At 38.3% G+C, this 17,493-nt stretch carries 18 protein-coding genes; 1 reads left to right on the forward strand and 17 read right to left on the reverse strand.

Annotated features, from left to right (window positions below; all coding sequences use genetic code 11):
• Positions 1-23: 23 nt before the first annotated feature.
• The 7 genes from atpA to H7K77_RS04940 all read right to left on the reverse strand — a co-directional run bounded on the left by atpA (position 24) and on the right by H7K77_RS04940 (position 6,801).
• A complete protein-coding gene (atpA, locus tag H7K77_RS04910; RefSeq protein ID WP_186576607.1) occupies positions 24-1,532 on the reverse strand; it encodes a F0F1 ATP synthase subunit alpha in 1,509 nt (502 codons plus the stop codon).
• Between the two features lie 21 nt (positions 1,533-1,553).
• On the reverse strand, positions 1,554-2,099 hold the full coding sequence (locus H7K77_RS04915) for a F0F1 ATP synthase subunit delta (protein WP_186576608.1): 546 nt from the start codon (positions 2,097-2,099) through the stop codon (positions 1,554-1,556).
• A complete protein-coding gene (gene atpF / locus H7K77_RS04920) occupies positions 2,096-2,623 on the reverse strand; it encodes a F0F1 ATP synthase subunit B (protein ID WP_186576609.1) in 528 nt (175 codons plus the stop codon). Before atpF ends, H7K77_RS04915 begins: the two co-directional genes overlap by 4 nt.
• Positions 2,624-2,749: 126 nt before the next feature.
• Positions 2,750-2,956, reverse strand: a complete 207-nt coding sequence (gene atpE / locus H7K77_RS04925) for a F0F1 ATP synthase subunit C (RefSeq protein ID WP_186576610.1) — start codon at positions 2,954-2,956, stop codon at positions 2,750-2,752.
• Positions 2,957-3,009: 53 nt separating this feature from the next.
• Positions 3,010-3,735 (reverse strand): F0F1 ATP synthase subunit A, encoded by a 726-nt coding sequence (gene atpB / locus H7K77_RS04930; protein ID WP_186576611.1) that lies wholly within the window; start codon positions 3,733-3,735, stop codon positions 3,010-3,012.
• Between the two features lie 5 nt (positions 3,736-3,740).
• On the reverse strand, positions 3,741-4,127 hold the full coding sequence (locus H7K77_RS04935) for an ATP synthase subunit I (protein WP_186576612.1): 387 nt from the start codon (positions 4,125-4,127) through the stop codon (positions 3,741-3,743).
• A 475-nt stretch (positions 4,128-4,602) separates the two neighbouring features.
• Entirely contained in the window at positions 4,603-6,801 is a 2,199-nt protein-coding gene (locus H7K77_RS04940) for a S8 family serine peptidase (protein WP_328701033.1), read from the reverse strand.
• 339 nt (positions 6,802-7,140) lie between these two features.
• Between H7K77_RS04940 and H7K77_RS04945 the strand changes: the two genes are divergently transcribed.
• Positions 7,141-8,094 (forward strand): nuclease-related domain-containing protein, encoded by a 954-nt coding sequence (locus tag H7K77_RS04945; protein WP_186576613.1) that lies wholly within the window; start codon positions 7,141-7,143, stop codon positions 8,092-8,094.
• Between the two features lie 215 nt (positions 8,095-8,309).
• On the opposite strand, the gene upp is transcribed toward H7K77_RS04945, so the two are convergent.
• From upp to spoIIR, 10 genes are all read right to left on the reverse strand, one after another.
• Complete coding sequence (gene upp / locus H7K77_RS04950) at positions 8,310-8,939, reverse strand: uracil phosphoribosyltransferase (RefSeq protein ID WP_186576614.1); 630 nt, start codon at positions 8,937-8,939, stop codon at positions 8,310-8,312.
• A gap of 161 nt (positions 8,940-9,100) precedes the next feature.
• Positions 9,101-10,336 carry a serine hydroxymethyltransferase gene (gene glyA / locus H7K77_RS04955; protein WP_186576615.1) on the reverse strand — a complete coding sequence of 412 codons (1,236 nt, stop codon included), beginning with the start codon at positions 10,334-10,336 and terminating at the stop codon, positions 9,101-9,103.
• A gap of 159 nt (positions 10,337-10,495) precedes the next feature.
• Entirely contained in the window at positions 10,496-11,083 is a 588-nt protein-coding gene (locus H7K77_RS04960; protein WP_186576616.1) for a TIGR01440 family protein, read from the reverse strand.
• 33 nt (positions 11,084-11,116) lie between these two features.
• Complete coding sequence (rpiB, locus tag H7K77_RS04965) at positions 11,117-11,560, reverse strand: ribose 5-phosphate isomerase B (protein WP_186576617.1); 444 nt, start codon at positions 11,558-11,560, stop codon at positions 11,117-11,119.
• A gap of 26 nt (positions 11,561-11,586) precedes the next feature.
• Positions 11,587-12,879, reverse strand: coding sequence for a methyl-accepting chemotaxis protein (locus H7K77_RS04970; RefSeq protein ID WP_186576618.1), 1,293 nt, complete (start codon positions 12,877-12,879; stop codon positions 11,587-11,589).
• 35 nt (positions 12,880-12,914) lie between these two features.
• On the reverse strand, positions 12,915-13,526 hold the full coding sequence (locus H7K77_RS04975; RefSeq protein ID WP_186576619.1) for a low molecular weight protein arginine phosphatase: 612 nt from the start codon (positions 13,524-13,526) through the stop codon (positions 12,915-12,917).
• 345 nt (positions 13,527-13,871) lie between these two features.
• Positions 13,872-14,417 (reverse strand): manganese efflux pump MntP, encoded by a 546-nt coding sequence (locus H7K77_RS04980; protein WP_222599221.1) that lies wholly within the window; start codon positions 14,415-14,417, stop codon positions 13,872-13,874.
• A 75-nt stretch (positions 14,418-14,492) separates the two neighbouring features.
• Positions 14,493-15,515, reverse strand: a complete 1,023-nt coding sequence (locus H7K77_RS04985; RefSeq protein WP_235988836.1) for an L-threonylcarbamoyladenylate synthase — start codon at positions 15,513-15,515, stop codon at positions 14,493-14,495.
• Positions 15,516-15,822: 307 nt separating this feature from the next.
• Positions 15,823-16,260: a hypothetical protein gene (locus tag H7K77_RS04990; RefSeq protein ID WP_186576621.1), complete on the reverse strand. Its 438-nt coding sequence runs from the start codon at positions 16,258-16,260 to the stop codon at positions 15,823-15,825.
• 68 nt (positions 16,261-16,328) lie between these two features.
• Positions 16,329-16,955 carry a stage II sporulation protein R gene (spoIIR, locus tag H7K77_RS04995; protein ID WP_186576622.1) on the reverse strand — a complete coding sequence of 209 codons (627 nt, stop codon included), beginning with the start codon at positions 16,953-16,955 and terminating at the stop codon, positions 16,329-16,331.
• Between the last annotated feature and the right edge of the window lie 538 nt (positions 16,956-17,493).

Below are 17,493 nucleotides of genomic sequence, written 5' to 3' on the forward strand. Positions count from 1 at the left end.
GGTTGACGATCTTATTTCTATCATTAGTTAGATACTACGAATTGTTTTTTGAATTCTTCTACAGCACTGTTCATTTCTGCTGCTTCAGCTAGATTACCTGTTTCACGGATTGATTTAAGAATGTCCGCTTTATTTTTATCCATCCAATCAAGGAATTCAGATTCAAAACGTGTAATATCTTCTACTGGAATATCATCTAAATAACCATTAACAAGTGAATAAATAACCATTACTTGTTTTTCGACTACTAATGGTTTGTGTAAACCTTGCTTAAGTACTTCAACAGTACGAGCACCACGGTTTAGTTTAGCTTGTGTTGCTTTATCAAGGTCTGAACCGAATTGTGCAAATGATTCTAATTCACGATAAGAAGCTAGATCCAGACGTAATGTACCTGCTACTTTTTTCATCGCTTTAATTTGTGCAGAACCACCTACACGTGATACAGAAAGACCTGGGTTAATCGCAGGACGTACGCCTGAGAAGAACAAGTCTGATTGTAAGAAGATTTGTCCGTCTGTAATAGAGATTACGTTTGTTGGAATATAAGCTGAGATGTCCCCTGCTTGTGTTTCAACGAATGGAAGTGCTGTTAAAGAACCTCCACCTTTTGCATCACTAAGTTTAGCCGCACGCTCTAATAAACGGGAGTGTAAGTAGAATACATCCCCTGGGAATGCTTCACGACCTGGTGGGCGTTTTAATAATAGGGATAGTTCACGATATGCTGCTGCTTGTTTTGATAAATCATCATATACAACTAACACGTGCTTGCCGTTGTACATAAATTCTTCACCCATTGCAACCCCAGCATATGGTGCTAAGTATAATAATGGAGCAGGTTCAGATGCACCTGCAGCTACTACGATTGTATAATCAAGTGCGCCGTGTTTACGTAGAGTTTCTACTGTTCCACGTACAGTTGATTCCTTTTGACCGATAGCTACATAGATACAGATCATATCTTGATCTTTTTGGTTCAAGATAGAGTCGATTGCAACAGTTGTTTTACCTGTTTGACGGTCACCGATAATAAGTTCACGTTGTCCACGTCCGATTGGCACAAGGGCATCAATCGCTTTAATACCTGTTTGAAGTGGTTCGTGTACGGATTTACGATCCATTACACCTGGTGCAGCTGCTTCGATAGGACGACGTTTAGTAGTTTCAATTGCGCCTTTTCCATCGATTGCTTGGCCAAGTGGGTTTACTACTCTTCCAAGAAGCTCCTCCCCAACTGGCACTTCCATAATACGACCTGTACGACGAACTTCGTCACCTTCACGAATTTCTGTGTATGGTCCTAAAATAACGATACCAACGTTACTTTCTTCTAAGTTCTGTGCCATACCCATGACACCATTAGAAAATTCAACAAGCTCTCCAGACATTACGTTGTCTAGACCATGTGCACGCGCGATACCGTCACCAATTTCGATAACTGTACCAACATCGTTCACTTCTATGTCAGATTGATAATTTTCAATTTGCTGTTTGATCAGCGCACTGATTTCTTCAGCTTTAATGCTCATGCCATTTCACCCCTATCATCATTAATTTGCAGTTGCTATATTCCGTTCGAATCTTTCTAACTTAGCTTTTACTGAACCATCGTAAATTGTGTTACCGATTTTTAGTTTAACGCCACCAATTAGGCTGGAATCGACAATATTAACGATATTCAATGCTTTTAAATTTAGTTTTTCCGAGAACACGTTAGTCAACTGTTCTTTTTCCTGATCAGATAACTCACGTACAGAATATACCTTTGCTTCTGCAATTCCTTTAGCATCATTCACTAACTTCACAAAATGATCAACGATAGATGGAACAGCTTCTTCTATATGTCTATCTACTAAAAGATAGAGGGTGTTAACTACATCAGAAGAGAAGTCTTTAAACACTTCTTTAATCAGCTGTTTCTTTTTATCCACATTGATTTTTGGATGTTTCAAAAAGGTTGTGAATTCTTCATTGTTTTGGAAAACTTCCTTCACGATTTGAAGTTCAGGTTCCATATGATCTAATTTCGACTTTTCTTTACCGATTTGAAAAAGAGCTTCTGCATAGCGCTTTGATACGACTAAATTACTACTCATCGCTCTTCTCCTACCTCTTTAAGATAATCGGAAATCAATTTATCTTGATCCTGTGCATTTATCTCTTTTTCAATTACTTTCGTAGCAATTTGAACAGACAAAGTAGCAACTTGGTCTTGAAGCGCCTTAATTGCTTTTTCTTTTTCTTGTTCAATATCTTCTTGAGCAGACTTTTTAAGACGTTCTGCTGCTAAACGGGCAGCTTCAAGAATATCTTGTTCTTGTTTTTGTCCAGCCTTTTTAGCCTCATCTATAATACTCTGCGCTTCTTGGCGTGTTTGTTTTAATTGTTCTGCAGCTTCACGAGATGCTTTTTCAGCCTCTTTTCGATTCTTTTCTGCAGTATCTATTTCACTTGCAATATAATTTTCACGCTCTTCCATCTTGTTCATCAATGGTCCCCATGCATACTTCTTCAATAGGACCATTAGAATTAGAAAGCTAATGAGTGCGAAAGCCATATCTCCAACACGGAAGCCACCAACTCCAGCCCCGATAACTAGCCAACCTGCATATGCTTGCACAGTATTTCACTCCTTTCAGCGACCTATTTATTTCACTGACACAACTCTGTTACAGCGGTAAAGCATAAAGGAATGGCGAAGGTTGTCTTAGACGAACTTCGCCATCATCATTAGAATTTAATTAAATTACATAACCATAAATGCAATTACAACGGCGAAAATAGGAATCGCCTCTACTAGTGCTACCCCGATAAACATTGTTGTTTGAAGTGGCCCTTGTAGTTCTGGTTGACGTGCAATACCTTCAACTGTACGACTTACGATCATTCCGTTCCCTAAACCTGCACCAAGTGCGGCTAATCCTACTGCTATTGCGGCTGCTAAAGCTCCCATAATAAAAAATCCTCCTTTAGAATATATACCTGTTTTTATTTTAAAAAATTATGTTAATGGTCTGAACTCACTTTATGAGATATGTAAACCATCGTTAACATTGTAAAAATAAACGCTTGGATTGCTCCAATGAACAAACTAAATCCTTGCCATGCCATCATTGGAATCAATGCTGGTATGAACGTTACAGCGGTGAATGAAAATGCTAATTTTGTTATCAATCCTAGCAAAATTTCACCAGCAAAAATATTACCAAAGAGACGCAAACCTAATGTTAATGTATTAGCGAACTCCTCAATCACCTTTAGTGGGAACATAAATGATACTGGTTTAAAGAATTCTTTCCCATATCCTTTAAAGCCTTTTACTTTTATCCCATAAAAGTTAGATAGAATAATAACCAATGCTGATAACGTAAGCGTTACGGTTGCATCAGAGGTAGGTGATTTCCACCATAATGTATGTCCCCATACCCCTACGGTTATAACACCAAGGATATTACTTACAAAGATGAATACTAGTAATGTAAGACCTAGTGGTAAAAATACTTTACCTGTTTTCCAATCCATGGTATCGCCGATAATGCCTTTAACGAAATCAACTATCCATTCCATAAAGTTCTGAAATCCTGTTGGTTTCATTTGGAGTTTTCTGCTTCCTAACACACAGATAATAAAGACAATAACGCATGTAACAAATATCATTAATACAGTGGATAGATTAAAGTCAAGCCATGAAATACCAAAGAGATCATGTTTAAGCGGTGCTTCGTGATCCAATTGCTTCACCTCTCTTCCCTATGTAAGTATCTTGATTTAAAAAAGACAAAATCTATCATAATCACAACATAAGTTGTCATTAATCCCAAAACTACAGCTATAATATGGAAATATTCCTCAAACCGAAGGGCGATTAATACAGCTAGTGCTGCAGATGCTAATCGCGTAAACGTACCAATTCCTCTTGCGGAGCGTTTCTCAACAATCGCTTGTCCGAATTGCTTAATTTTCCTTTGCATAAGCCATAAGTTATAAAAGCTTAATACAGCTCCAAGGAGGAGTCCGAGGAAAATACGAGGGTAGTCTGTAAAACCAGCTCCAAGTACTAGTATTGCTAGAAGATAGAACATCCATTTTCGTTGACGGGTCATCATTTGATCGTATGGTTGCATTGTTATTCGTCACCCGCTTTTTTCTATAAATGAATGGTTCCATACATTAACTCCCGATATGTATGTGCATAAAACAGTGGTCTGGTAGAAACAAGGTATTAATAAGTTTTGTGAAAGCACCTATTTTCTTCTAGCCACTTCCTAATAAATAATTTTATTAGATTACCACAATCAAATTATTCAGGCAGTGACAAACGTCACATCCTGAAAACCCTATCATCCACCATAAATTAGCATACAATAGGGGTAAGCCCTTGTCAATCCGTTTGGACAAGAAAACAAAACATCAATTTCATCTAAAAAAGTACATATCAATCAAGAAGTTTTTAGAATATTCCCTCAAGAGGTTGCCATATCAAAAGCCTCACCTTTCATTATAGTGGAAAAGTAATCGTGTAGATTCTACAATTTTGTGAATATTTGTTCGTTTGTCGAAATATTTTCTCCCCACCTAGAGTGGTGGGGAGATTTTTCTTTATTCCGGAAATGCAATTTGTAATGTTGTCTGATAGTGATGGATTTTACCATCCTTTGTTTCAATCGATATATTTGCTAGGTATTCGCCTTGCTTACCGATATCCCTTTTTTCCATTGATCCTTCGATTATACCTTGAGCAAGATCTTCTAATTCTAATAATGTTCGCTCGAAGGATAGTGAGTTAGGGTCATATAAATCAACGGTTACTTGTTCCGTTTTTTCTGGTAAATATAATCGATATTGGTACTGGTCATCTGAGAATTGCTTTAAGGAAAATTCCATTCCCATCGCTTTCGGAAATTCTCCATCCTTATTTAAGAAAAGATATGGAAGTTTATAGCTTTTACTTCCTTGATTCAAGGTTATCCATCCCTGATGGATTCCAGTATCCAGTCCTGAGCTTGTGATAGCTAACTCAACTTCGACTGTTTTTTTCTCACCAGGCTTCAATGTGAAACTTTTTGGAAAATACCACCTTAAGCCTTGCTTCTGTTCTGGAACCTCAAAATAATAGGTCTTTTCTTGGTCGGATACATTTTCCAATTGCATTTGGACGCTATGCTTTTCTTTTAACTTTTCAACTTTTCCAAAAGCAAGTAACGGATTTGTTATGATTAGATCTGTCTCTATTGCCTTGTCTGGTTGCATCCTGCCCATTCCTTGGTCAATCGGGTCATACAATTGTTCCCCTTTTGTTAATGGTAGTGCAGAAGTTAGTAAGGCCCCTTTTAACTGAGCCGGTGTCCAGTCTGGGTGTGCTTGTTTTACTAAGGCTAAACCACCAGCCACATGCGGTGAGGCCATACTCGTCCCTTGTAATTCCTGGTATCCTCCTGGTACGGTGCTCATTATTGCTGCACCTGGGGCAACAATTTCAGGCTTAATGTGCCAGTTGGCTGTCACAGGTCCACGTGAACTAAAACCGGCTATTTGATCTTTCGTTTTTTTATACTTAGTATCTATCCAGTATTTAGACTGATTTGCTTGTTGCTTTAACCATTGGCCGTCTTTTTGTGAAATAGCTGCTACAGGAATCGTTATCTCGCCTTTGCCATCACTAACTGATCCCTGAAAAGGTCCCTCTTCATTATTAAAAATGATGACAGCCTCTGCTCCTGCTTGTTCTGCCTTTCTTGCCTTTTCCGCGAATGGCACCTTTCCGCGTTGTAAGAGAACAATCTTTCCTCTTGCACCTGTTATTTCTTTATTCCCTATTCCTTCATAAGTAATTGGATAATCTTTTTGTAAATTCCATGGCTTTGAGCCGAGTAACGGTGACATGATAATTTGCTTATCCTCAAAAGAATCATAAAGAAATGGGATCTCTAATGGTGGTGTTGATGCTCCCACAGAGATAGCGTTTGTCGCAGTCGCTGGCGAACCAACAGTCCAGTTTGATGGACCAGCATTCCCGTTTGCTATTACAACAGAAACGCCCAGTTTAATAGCCTTATTTACCGCAATACTCGTTGGCCAGTCTGGTCCATTCACTGAATTTCCTAGTGACATATTGATGATATCCATACCATCCTTGACCGCTTTTTCAATTGCTGCAATTACTTGAATCGATGTACCACGACCACCAGGTCCAAGCGCGCGATATCCGTAAAGGTCAGCATCAGGCGCGATACCTTTCATATTTCCATCAGCAGCTATAATTCCTGAAACGTGGGTTCCATGCATCGTCGGAATCCCTTGTTCAGGCTGCGTTTCCAATGGATCATCATCTAGATCGACTAAATCATAGCCACCTTTGTAATTCTTCTTTAAATCTGGATGTCTATAATCTACACCCGTATCAATGACACCTATTTTGACACCTTCACCCGTGTAGTCGGTGCTGTTTTTCTGCTGATATTTTTCTTCCATCAGAAATGGAATACTTTTGTTTGGATTGGCTTCTGTATTTGTTTCGTATGTACGAACAGGATAGGCCTTTTTAACAAATTCCATTGAACCCATTCGTTGCAAGTTGCTAGGTGAACCCTTTAGGGCAAGCCCTGTGAAAATGGTGTCATATACTTGGACTACTTCGATATAAGGATAGTGGTTTTCAATGTACTCCTTTTGTTGAGCTGGGTCTCCATCGACTTCAATGATGATGGATTGCTCCTCGACCGCTATACCTTTTAATGGTGAAAGGAGAGTTGCGATTATTATGGTTACTATGGTAGTAATGATGTGTGTACGTTTCATCGTTGCATTTCTCCTCTGTTTTTTTCTGCTTAGTATGTGGGGGATGAGTGGATTTCATGCATGATTGTAGTTATTTGCTATGTGGTTTAGCTGTGAGAAATGAGTTTTGGCACATAACTTGCTTGTTTTGGCACATATGTCATTAGTAGCGGCACATATATGCTGTGTTTTGGCAGATAACCGGAGAGAAGTGGCACATTTCGACCTCATAGTGGCACACAAAAGTATTTACTCAGTTAAGCTATAGGTCTACGTAAATTATTTTACTAACTACAAAGGATTTTTCTATAAATTAGCGAATATTTGAAGGGTGAACTTAAATTGGAATGGAGGAATTTAATGAAAAATAGTTACCCACGCAATATTAAAGGGCACGAGGCTTTGTTACGACGGTTGGATTCTCATCATTATCAGTACCCGGTAATTGAAGATAATCTACGGAAATATATAGCAGGGTTCCGTGGAGAAGAAATAATATCCTATCAATTAAGACGACTACCCTCCAACCGTTTCCTTGTACTAAAGGATTTACGACTGCAGTTTAATTCCCAGTATTTCCAAATTGACTTTCTAGTAATATGTGTTTATTTCCTTCTAATTATTGAAGCTAAAAACATAGCTGGCACTTTATTTTTTGATAAAGAGTTTAACCAAATGATTAGGACCTATAACGAGACGGAAGAAGGTTTTCGCAATCCCCTTAATCAAGTTTTTTATCACCAAGACTTACTTTCTTCATGGCTGTCCGCTCACCATTTTACCTTTACACCAATAAAATCCTTAGTAGCTATTGCGAATCCAAGTACAATCTTAAAATCAAACGCAGAAAATGACTTAATTTCTAGTAAGGTTGTCCATGCAGAAGAATTAGTAGCAAGAATAATGAAACTTGAAAAAAGATGCGAGAATACTAAACCTCTAACTAACACTTCTGAATTAGCTCAGATATTGCTAGATAACAGCGCCCCTCTCTTTACAAACCTTCTTGAAAAGTACAACATTCCACTTATAGATATTCAAACTGGCGTAGTTTGTCCATCCTGCTCTTCTAGACCGATGACACGGGTCACAGGTTCCTGGCACTGCGATGCTTGCTTCACTAATTCAAAAGATGCCCATATTCTGGCTTTAGAAGATTATCTCTTATTGATTTCTCCATCTATAACAAACTATGATTGCCGGAAGTTTCTCCACTTAGAGTCACGAAAAGTAGCACATAAATTGATGTCTTCAATGGGGCTTACTTGCGTGGGAACAAAAAAAGGTGCATATTTCACTGATGCTCAGTTATAGTGACTTAGCCTACAGCTGTTCTGGCACATAACTGTGGGGTTCTGGCACATAAGTTAATGGGATTGGCACATATCTCATAGGAGTTGGCACATAACAGAGGTAAAACGGCACATAAACCCCTTATTCCGGCATATAACTGCCCATCGATCGAAACCACATAACAAAAAAATCAGACAGGCTACCTTACTTTGCCTGTCTGATCATTTTAATTTATATTACTTCGTACCAAAAAGTCTATCTCCAGCATCACCAAGACCTGGAACGATATAACCGTGGTCATTTAATCCTTCATCTAATGCAGCTAAGTAGATATCTACATCCGGATGATCTTTTTTAATTACTTCTACCCCTTCAGGAGCACCAACTAGGCACATTAATTTAATGTTTGTTGCGCCGCGTTTTTTCAAGGAATGAATCGCATCGTTTGCCGATCCACCTGTTGCAAGCATTGGGTCGATTACGATCAATTCACGTTCTTGGATATCAGAAGGGAGTTTGATGTAATATTCTACAGGCTTTAATGTTTCCGGGTCACGATATAAACCAACGTGCCCTACTTTTGCAGCAGGAATCAGACGCAAAATACCATCGACCATACCTAGGCCTGCACGTAAAATTGGTACTAATCCAATTTTCTTACCGCTTAATGTTTTAGTTGTTGCTTTCGTTACAGGAGTTTCTATTGTAATCTCTTCAACAGGAAGGTCCCTTGTAATTTCGAATGCCATTAAACCTGCTACTTCGTCTACAAGTTCACGGAATTCCTTTGTTCCTGTTTCTTTACTTCTTATGTAAGTTAGTTTGTGTTGAATTAATGGATGATCCAGTACATACACATTACCCACTATTGATCACTCCTTCATTTTTTATAAAAGTTTGTCGACAATTGTCCATCCTAAAAAGTGTACGGTAAAATGACTTAGCTTTCAAGCATATACTATTAGTTTCTCCATTCTTTTTGCATTAAAACAGTCCCTTGCCACAAAAATGACAAGGGACTGATCTATTATTGATATAATGGGAATTTAGCAGTTAGTACTTTAACACGTTCCTTTGCTTCTACAAGCTTAGCTTCATCTTCATGATTTTTTAGTGTAAAGGCAATAATAGATGCAATTTCTTCCATTTCCTCCAAACCAAAACCACGAGAGGTTACAGCTGCAGTACCTACACGAACACCACTTGTTACAAATGGGCTTTCTGGATCAAATGGGATCGTGTTTTTATTTGTCGTAATCCCAACATCATCTAAAGCCTTTTCTGCATCTTTTCCAGTTAGGTTTAAGCCACGTACATCTAACAATAAAAGATGGTTATCTGTACCACCAGAAACGATACGAATTCCTTCTTCTTGTAGCTTTTCACCAAAACGCTTCGCATTGGCAATAATATTCTTAGCATATTCCTTGAAATCATCTTGTAAAGCTTCTTTAAAGGCAACCGCTTTAGCAGCAATAACATGCATTAAAGGGCCACCTTGAACGCCAGGGAAGATCGTTTTATCGATTTGCTTACCAAATTCCTCTTTACACAGAATCATCCCACCACGTGGACCACGTAATGTTTTGTGTGTCGTAGTTGTTACAAAATGCGCATGTGGAACTGGGTCTGGGTGTAAGCCACTAGCAACAAGACCTGCAATGTGCGCCATATCTACCATTAAATATGCGCCAACCTCATCAGCGATTTCACGGAACTTTTTAAAGTCAATTGTACGTGGATAGGCACTAGCACCAGCTACAATCAGTTTAGGCTTTACTTGTTTAGCCTTTTCCAGAATGGCATCGTAGTCAAGCTGTTCCGACTGCTCGTCCACTCCATACTCTTCAAAGTTGTAGAGCTTACCACTGAAGTTAACTGGGCTACCATGCGTTAAGTGTCCACCATGACTTAAATTCATTCCCAAGACTGTGTCTCCAGGCTCTAAAACAGTAAAGTAAACGGCCATATTTGCTTGAGCTCCAGAGTGAGGCTGCACGTTAACATATTCCGCACCGAAAATTTTCTTCGCACGATCGCGGGCTAAATCCTCTGCGATATCTACATACTCACAACCACCATAGTAACGACGACCAGGATAGCCTTCTGCATATTTGTTAGTCAATACAGATCCTTGTGCTTCCATGACTGCCTGTGATACAAAATTCTCGGATGCGATTAATTCTATTTTGTCGTTTTGACGCTTTCGTTCCTTTTCAATTGCCTCAAAAATCTCCAAATCATTCTGTTTAACGTGCTCCATTACTTTTCCCCCTTATTATTGTTCCATCTTATTTTTATGTAAAAACGTTGGATGACACCAATTGGTAGAAACCCTTCGTTTCACTTCTGAAATGATAACAAGTTTTAGCTAAGAAGTATTTTTTAGTACTAAGACTGCCTTTCCCATAACGGTTGAAGGTCAATCACAATTGCCTTGTTCCTCGATTGAATAAACAGCTCTTTCTCCACCAATCAGCCTCGGCCTAGTTCGAGCAGCATTTACCCTTGCATTTCCAACATATCGCTGCTTTAAGCGAAGTGGGACTGCCACTCGCTTTAAATGCATCCCAATCATTGTTTCCCCTATATCAATACCAGCATCTGCCCGAATACCTTCTACCACTACTGCTTGATCGAAATGCTTGTAGGCATAGGCCGCCATCGAGCCCCCAGCTTTTCTTACCGGGATCGCGCTAACTTCCTCAAGTTGTCGCTGCAAGGCTGTTTCCTCTTCTACTACAATCGCCCGATTTAAATGTTCACAGCACTGGAAAGCTAGCTGAACACCAGCTTTCTCTTTTAATCTAGTTAATTGTTTAAACAGGATAGCTGCAATTTCTTCACTTCCAGATGTACCGATATGTTCCCCAGCAACCTCGCTTGTCGAACAACCAACAACAAACACGTTCCCTTTTTTTAAGTATCCACTTTCTAACCATTCATCTACTATTCCCTTGATATGATCTTCAAGCTGATTCACGAAAACAGTCCCTTCGAAAAAAAACATACCTTTTCGTACATTTTCTATTTAACTTCTGATTTACTTTATCGCCTCGTAGTCACTGATTTTCCCTATCCGGTTAGCATGTCGTCCACCTAAAAATTCTGTTTCTAACCAGATTTTTGCAATATCTCGTGCAAGTCCTGGCCCAATGACACGCTCGCCCATTGCGAGTATGTTGGAATCATTATGTTCTCTTGTTGCTTTTGCACTAAATGTATCATGCACTAAAGCAGCACGAATACCTTTTACTTTATTAGCAGCTATGGACATCCCAATTCCTGTTCCACAAATTAAAATCGCTCGATCGAATTCACCATCTGCAACACGCTTAGCTGCAGGTATGCCATAGTCAGGATAATCGACTGAGTCTTCACAATTACAACCAATATCTTCAAATTCAATATTCATTTCTTCTAATAGGGAAGCAATTTCCTTTGATAGATTTATTCCACCGTGATCAGACGCAAGTATAACCTTCATAATGAATGCTCCTTTTCCAAAAAAAATTAAGATAATTTAAAATGGCTCATTTGCTTTTTCAATGTATGTGCATGATTCTCTAATGTAACTGCTAATTCCTCTAAATTCTCTGCTACTACTGTTTGCTCTTGGATCGAGGCACTTACTTGTTGCGCCCCTGCTGAAGTTTGTTCCGCTATCGCAGAAACCTCTTGGGCCTGCTCTGAAGTTGCCTGAATTTCTTCGAGTTGTGTTTTTACTAGATCTGTAATTTGATTAATGGCTGAATCTACTTCGTTTACGGAATCTGACATAGATGAAATAACGTCTGTGACACCTTGACTATTCTTCGCTTTCTCTCGCGTTTCGTCTACATGTGCTTGCATTTTATTCACGACAAGCTTCACATCATCCTGCATGTTTTTAATAAGATCCGCTATATTTTTAACCGCATCAGTACTTTGATCGGCTAATTTTCTAACCTCTTCTGCTACAACAGCAAAACCTTTCCCATGTTCTCCTGCACGCGCTGCCTCTATAGATGCATTAAGTGCAAGTAAATTAGTTTGCTCTGCTATTTCCCCAACCATCGAAATGACATTGCCAACTTCTGATGCTTTTTGTGAAAGTCTATTTACATCCTCTAATGAATGCTCTTGGGTTTCAGCTAGCATGAACACACCATTTAGAAGTTGATTAATGATTTCCTTCGTTTCTGTTAGCTGCTTCGTCATCGTAGCAGATTTCTCTCGTGACTCTGTTGCTTTAGTTTGAACTTGACTAGCTATTCTTGTTGATTCATCTATCGATTCGGCAGTTCTTTGAATCGAGCTTGATGACTCTTCAGCCCCTGCAGATATTTGTCTTACCGTCTGCTCAATAACATTTGTTTGAGCAGCTGCACGGCTTGCTGCATCTTTGATTTTATGTACAGAAGTATTCGTCTCCTCAAAGTTTTGATCGATGTTGCCTAAAATCGATTTTAAACTTTCTATCATTTTACTAAATGATAATGATAGTGAGCCTATTTCATCCTTTGAATCTCTAATTTGAACCTCAATATCTAGGTTTCCTTCAGCCGCTTGTGTCGCAACTTTGTCAAGCTGTATGAGTGGCTTTGTAATAAAACGCGCTGCTGAAAATGCTAGAATTCCTGACCATATAATCCCAAGCAGCAATGTTAAGGAAACAAATAGCGTTTCTGGTATTGCAATAAACGCTACTATATAATCCTGTAAAAAATAAATAAAAATAGCACTTGTTGAATAGGTAACGATGGCAAGTAAAGTTGTAAAAACAACTAACTTCCATCGTAGATTAAAAGTTGCCTTTCCCCTCATGATTTCTCCTCCTAGATGTTTACCGCTAGAAAAACTTATCCTCTTCTATTTTCTATTTTTTTTGCCAATAGTTCAACATACTTTTTCATTTCTTCTAAAGTTTTTTTATAAATTGACAAATCACCGCCAAAAGGATCTGAGATATCATAGTTAGGAAGTTTTGCTTCTAATACTTGAATATCACTAATTTCCATTTTTAAATGATCATATAGTGCGCGATCCATTTCATTATGGTCTAACTCTTTTCCACGTTCGGCTATGAATTCAGCACGCTTCTCTTCTAATCTGGAATAAGCTTTTTTCAACTTTTCCCAATCATCATTTTCATCCAGTAATACGTACTCTTTTAAGGTGAATAATTTATCGTTAAAGGTAGGGTGTTGGACCGCAAGAGCTTGCTTATGGCTAGTAGTCATTGTTAAAACTAAATCAGCCCAATTCAACAATTCTGGGGTAACGGTTTGTGATTGATGGTTAAGTGCAATTCCGTTATTTTGTAAGACAGCTGTTGTTCCCTCTGATGCAGGTTGGCCGTTCCCAGCATAAATACCTGCTGACTTCACCTCTGCTGTAGAGATTTTTCGTAATAATGCTTCTGCCATCGGACTTCTACATGTATTTCCTGTACAAACGAACAATATTTTCATGTTTCTACCCCCATCAGTTATGAATTATTCTAGGTGGTTATCCTATGACTTCATTGCGCTAGAAGTTCTTATCCTTCCACAATGGTTTGATTTTTACTCTTTGTCAAAAACTATACCATATTGACGGGAAGGCTACAAAGTTAAGCGTTGACTATTTGCTTGTTTTTAAACAGGTTGTTTCCACCAAATGCGACGATTCTATTCCAGATTAAAATGGTTGTTGATCATTAAATTATTTCAACTAAAAAATAACTCGGCGTACCTTATAAAAAGTAAGCCGAGTTATTTTTTCTATACGTATCATCAAGGGCCCTTTAAAACTGCTGGGTTTTTGCCCCGTCTTTTTTACCCAAAAATAATTTTTAATCCTAAACCACAAAGAATACTTCCACCAAGCAACTCACTGTACACACCCAGAAGTCCTCTCGCTTTTCTACCTAACAGTAAGCCTGTCCATGTCAAAACAGTACTTGCAAACCCAAACAATAGTAAGGCTAAGGCAACTTTAACACCTGACATTCCTAAACTTAAGCCAACGGAAAAGCTATCAAGGCTTACACTCAAAGAAAATAATATAAGACCAAGACCCACTGGACTCATTGCTTTATCTTCACGGTTAAATGAATTTAGGACCATCATTACCCCTAAACCGAAAAGCAGCAAACCTCCACCTAATACAGCAAAGCCTTCTAGCTTAGTAGAAATGAATTTACCTAGGACAATTCCAAAAAACGGCATCAATATATGAAAAATGCCCACTGTTATTCCCACGATAAATATTCTTTTCAGCCTCAATGCTTGCATTCCCATTCCTAATCCAACAGAAAATGCATCCATCCCTAAGGCTATGGCCATAAATAAAAGGGACATCAACTCCCCTAATTGAACCATAATGCCAACCCCTCTCTGGACATGCTACTCCACTATATGCGCCGCGAAAGGGTTTTATGATGCAATTGCATTAAATTACTTATCGACAATCGTTCTACTTGCTGCTTTTTGTAGGCGGTTCATGATGGCTTGACCAACACCTATCTCTTCAAAAAATTCGCACAGAATCACGTCCACTTCTGTCTGTTTAAATGAACGTAATGTATCATACAGTTGGATAGCAACTTCAGACAAATTCTGACGTGACCCACATGGATGGGTAATTGGAGCTTTCAACTGTTCAGCTAATTCCCCACTTGCCATAACTCCAACCTTTTTCCCCTGTTCTGTAAGCTGATTGATCTTTTTTTGAAAAAAGTTGGCATTTCCCTTTATTAACCATAACGGGACATCTGGTTCATAATGGTTATATTTCATTCCAGGTGATTTCGGTTTATCTTTGCTTTGAACTAAGGCTGGATCAACCATGACCTTCCCAACTACCGCTTCTAACTGCTCACGGGTCACACCACCTGGTCTTAAGATCATCGGGATGTCACCTGTACAATCGACAACAGTAGATTCTAACCCTACACCAGTTTGTCCACCATCTAAAATACCTGCAATTTTACCATTTAAATCATGGTGAACGTGCACAGCATTAGTCGGACTTGGTTTACCTGAGCGATTGGCACTCGGTGCAGCTAAAGGAATAGCTGCTTTCTCAAGTAATAGTCTTGCCACCGGATGATCCGGGATCCTAACACCAACCGTTTCTAACCCAGCTGTGACATTTTCAGCTATTACACCATTGCTTTCTAAAATAACTGTCAGTGGACCTGGCATAAAGGCAGCAATCAATTTTTTTGCAGGCTCAGGTATGGACTGAACATATTTACTAACTTCGTGAGGACTCGACACATGAACAATTAACGGATTGTCGGAAGGTCGTCCTTTTGCCAAAAATATTTTTTCCACTGCAGCACTATTTGTAGCATCAGCACCTAGCCCATAAACTGTCTCTGTTGGAAAAGCTACAACCTCTTGTTGTCTTAATAGCGTAGCAGCTTGTTCAATTTGCGTATCTATATTTTCCTTGTCATCTATTTTCCAATACATAGTATCCAATTTGCGTAACTCCTTTAAAACCTGTGAATAATCTTGACACTTTATCCACATTATCCAACTTACTTTCTATTTTCGCAAGCTGTTGATTTTACTAACCTCTGTTTTTACTCGGTTCTTGCCAACTTTCTTATTTGATGTCTTTATACTAATAAAAGCCACAGCTTCGATGGTAAGCTGTAGCTTTTGCTAATTGATATAAGATATATTTATTGTTATCCACACTAATCCACAAGTTATTAACATTATTACACAAGATATCAACAAGATTTATCCACAGTTGTGGATAGATACTGGATAACTATAAATCAGATTTTAATTGGGGGACTTTATTTACTTCTATTTTGTACCATTTTCCACCCTTTAATTCTAATCCATCTGCAAAAGCAGGGGAAAGTTGTTCTTTAAAGCCTAATAAAGTTAATAAGGAACTTAATGTTTGTTGATGACTATAAACAAATAATCCGTTCACAACTTTATCTCTAGTAATTGCTATTGCTGATTCAATTAGGCTTAACGGTAAGGAAGAAGGAACACCCTCTTTAATATACAAGCTTTTTAACCAGAACGCATCGCCTTTCACTGGGGCTAACGCAAAGTATGCTTTATATTGTTCTTGATATTCGACCAAGTAACCATGCTGCCTTAACATCGTTTTGTCAGGCATTTCCTCCCACTTACCCTCAAAAAACTCTACAAGTATCTCCTCTTGAATGTTTTCCGTACTTATCATTTTCATCCTTATCTACTCCTATCTAATCTATTAATTATTACAGTCTATGATTGATAGGAATAAATATGATAGATTTAGCTAAACCATTCTAAAAAGAAAAATTTAAATTCCACTTCTTTTTCTTTTTTATCTTCCTTCTTTTCTTCTTTCTTTGTATCTTTATCGTTTTTTTCTTCCCCATCCGCAACGCTAGTTCCATTTGAAAAATCTAAGAAGCATAGCGGTGGAAAAAGAACACACCACCAATTTGCACCTTTGCCCTCACCTAACGTTACTAAAATTGCCTCGTATTCCCCTGAAGGATATACATAAGACCCATAAACCTTAGTTGGAAATTTCACATCTTTCCCATACTTAACATTAAAGCTCTGTTCACTGCCCTCTGCTTCTAAAGTCTGGCCAACTATTCCTTCAATTTCTTGGATGTTTTTCTGAATCAGTTTACGTGCTTCTTTAATATCATCTATATCTTTAACCCACTCGGTAATTTGTTTATTTACTTCGTCACGAATTGTTCTTTTTAAATCTTGATCCGCTTCTTTATCACTATTTGCTAAAATCCTTAAACGAATAGCTTCGTCCGGGATAACTTGATAATCTGTGGATATTTGTTCTTGTTGGTCTCCTTGACTAAATCCTTTTGCCGGGAATGATCCAAATAATAATAAAAATATAAAAAAGATAAATATCAATTTCTTCATGTTTATTTCCCCCTTAATTACTGTTACTCACAGTATGGGCAGTGAATCTATCTTTTAAACTTGTAATCTATTATTTTTTTAAAAGTTTTTTTGAGTTGTATTGTGAATGTTGATATGACGCGGTTTTGGAGAATAACAGATTTTGAAATAAATGTTGCTGTTTGAGCAATTGGTGGTGTGAATATACTAATTTTTCTTTTAAATTTATAGATTGCAACGCTAATGATTTTCCTCTTTAATCATGTCTTACGTTCTCAATTCTGTTTTTTTATTACGCCACCGATTAATCGCCTTACGTCGCGACTTTCTCCTACTTCTTCTTTTTTTGCTTCGTTAAGTACTCTCTTACATCGCGAGTTTATTCTGATTCTCCTTTTTCGCTTCGTTAACCACTCTCTTACATCGCGAGTTCCTCCTGATTCTACTTTTTCGCTTCGTTAACCACTCCCTTACGTCGCGAGTTCCTCCTGATTCTACTTTTTCGCTTCGTTAAGTACTCCCTTACGTCGCGAGTTCCTCCTGATTCTACTTTTTCGCT

It is taken from the genome of Aquibacillus kalidii, from assembly GCF_014280935.1.
Classification (GTDB): domain Bacteria; phylum Bacillota; class Bacilli; order Bacillales; family Amphibacillaceae; genus Aquibacillus_D; species Aquibacillus_D kalidii.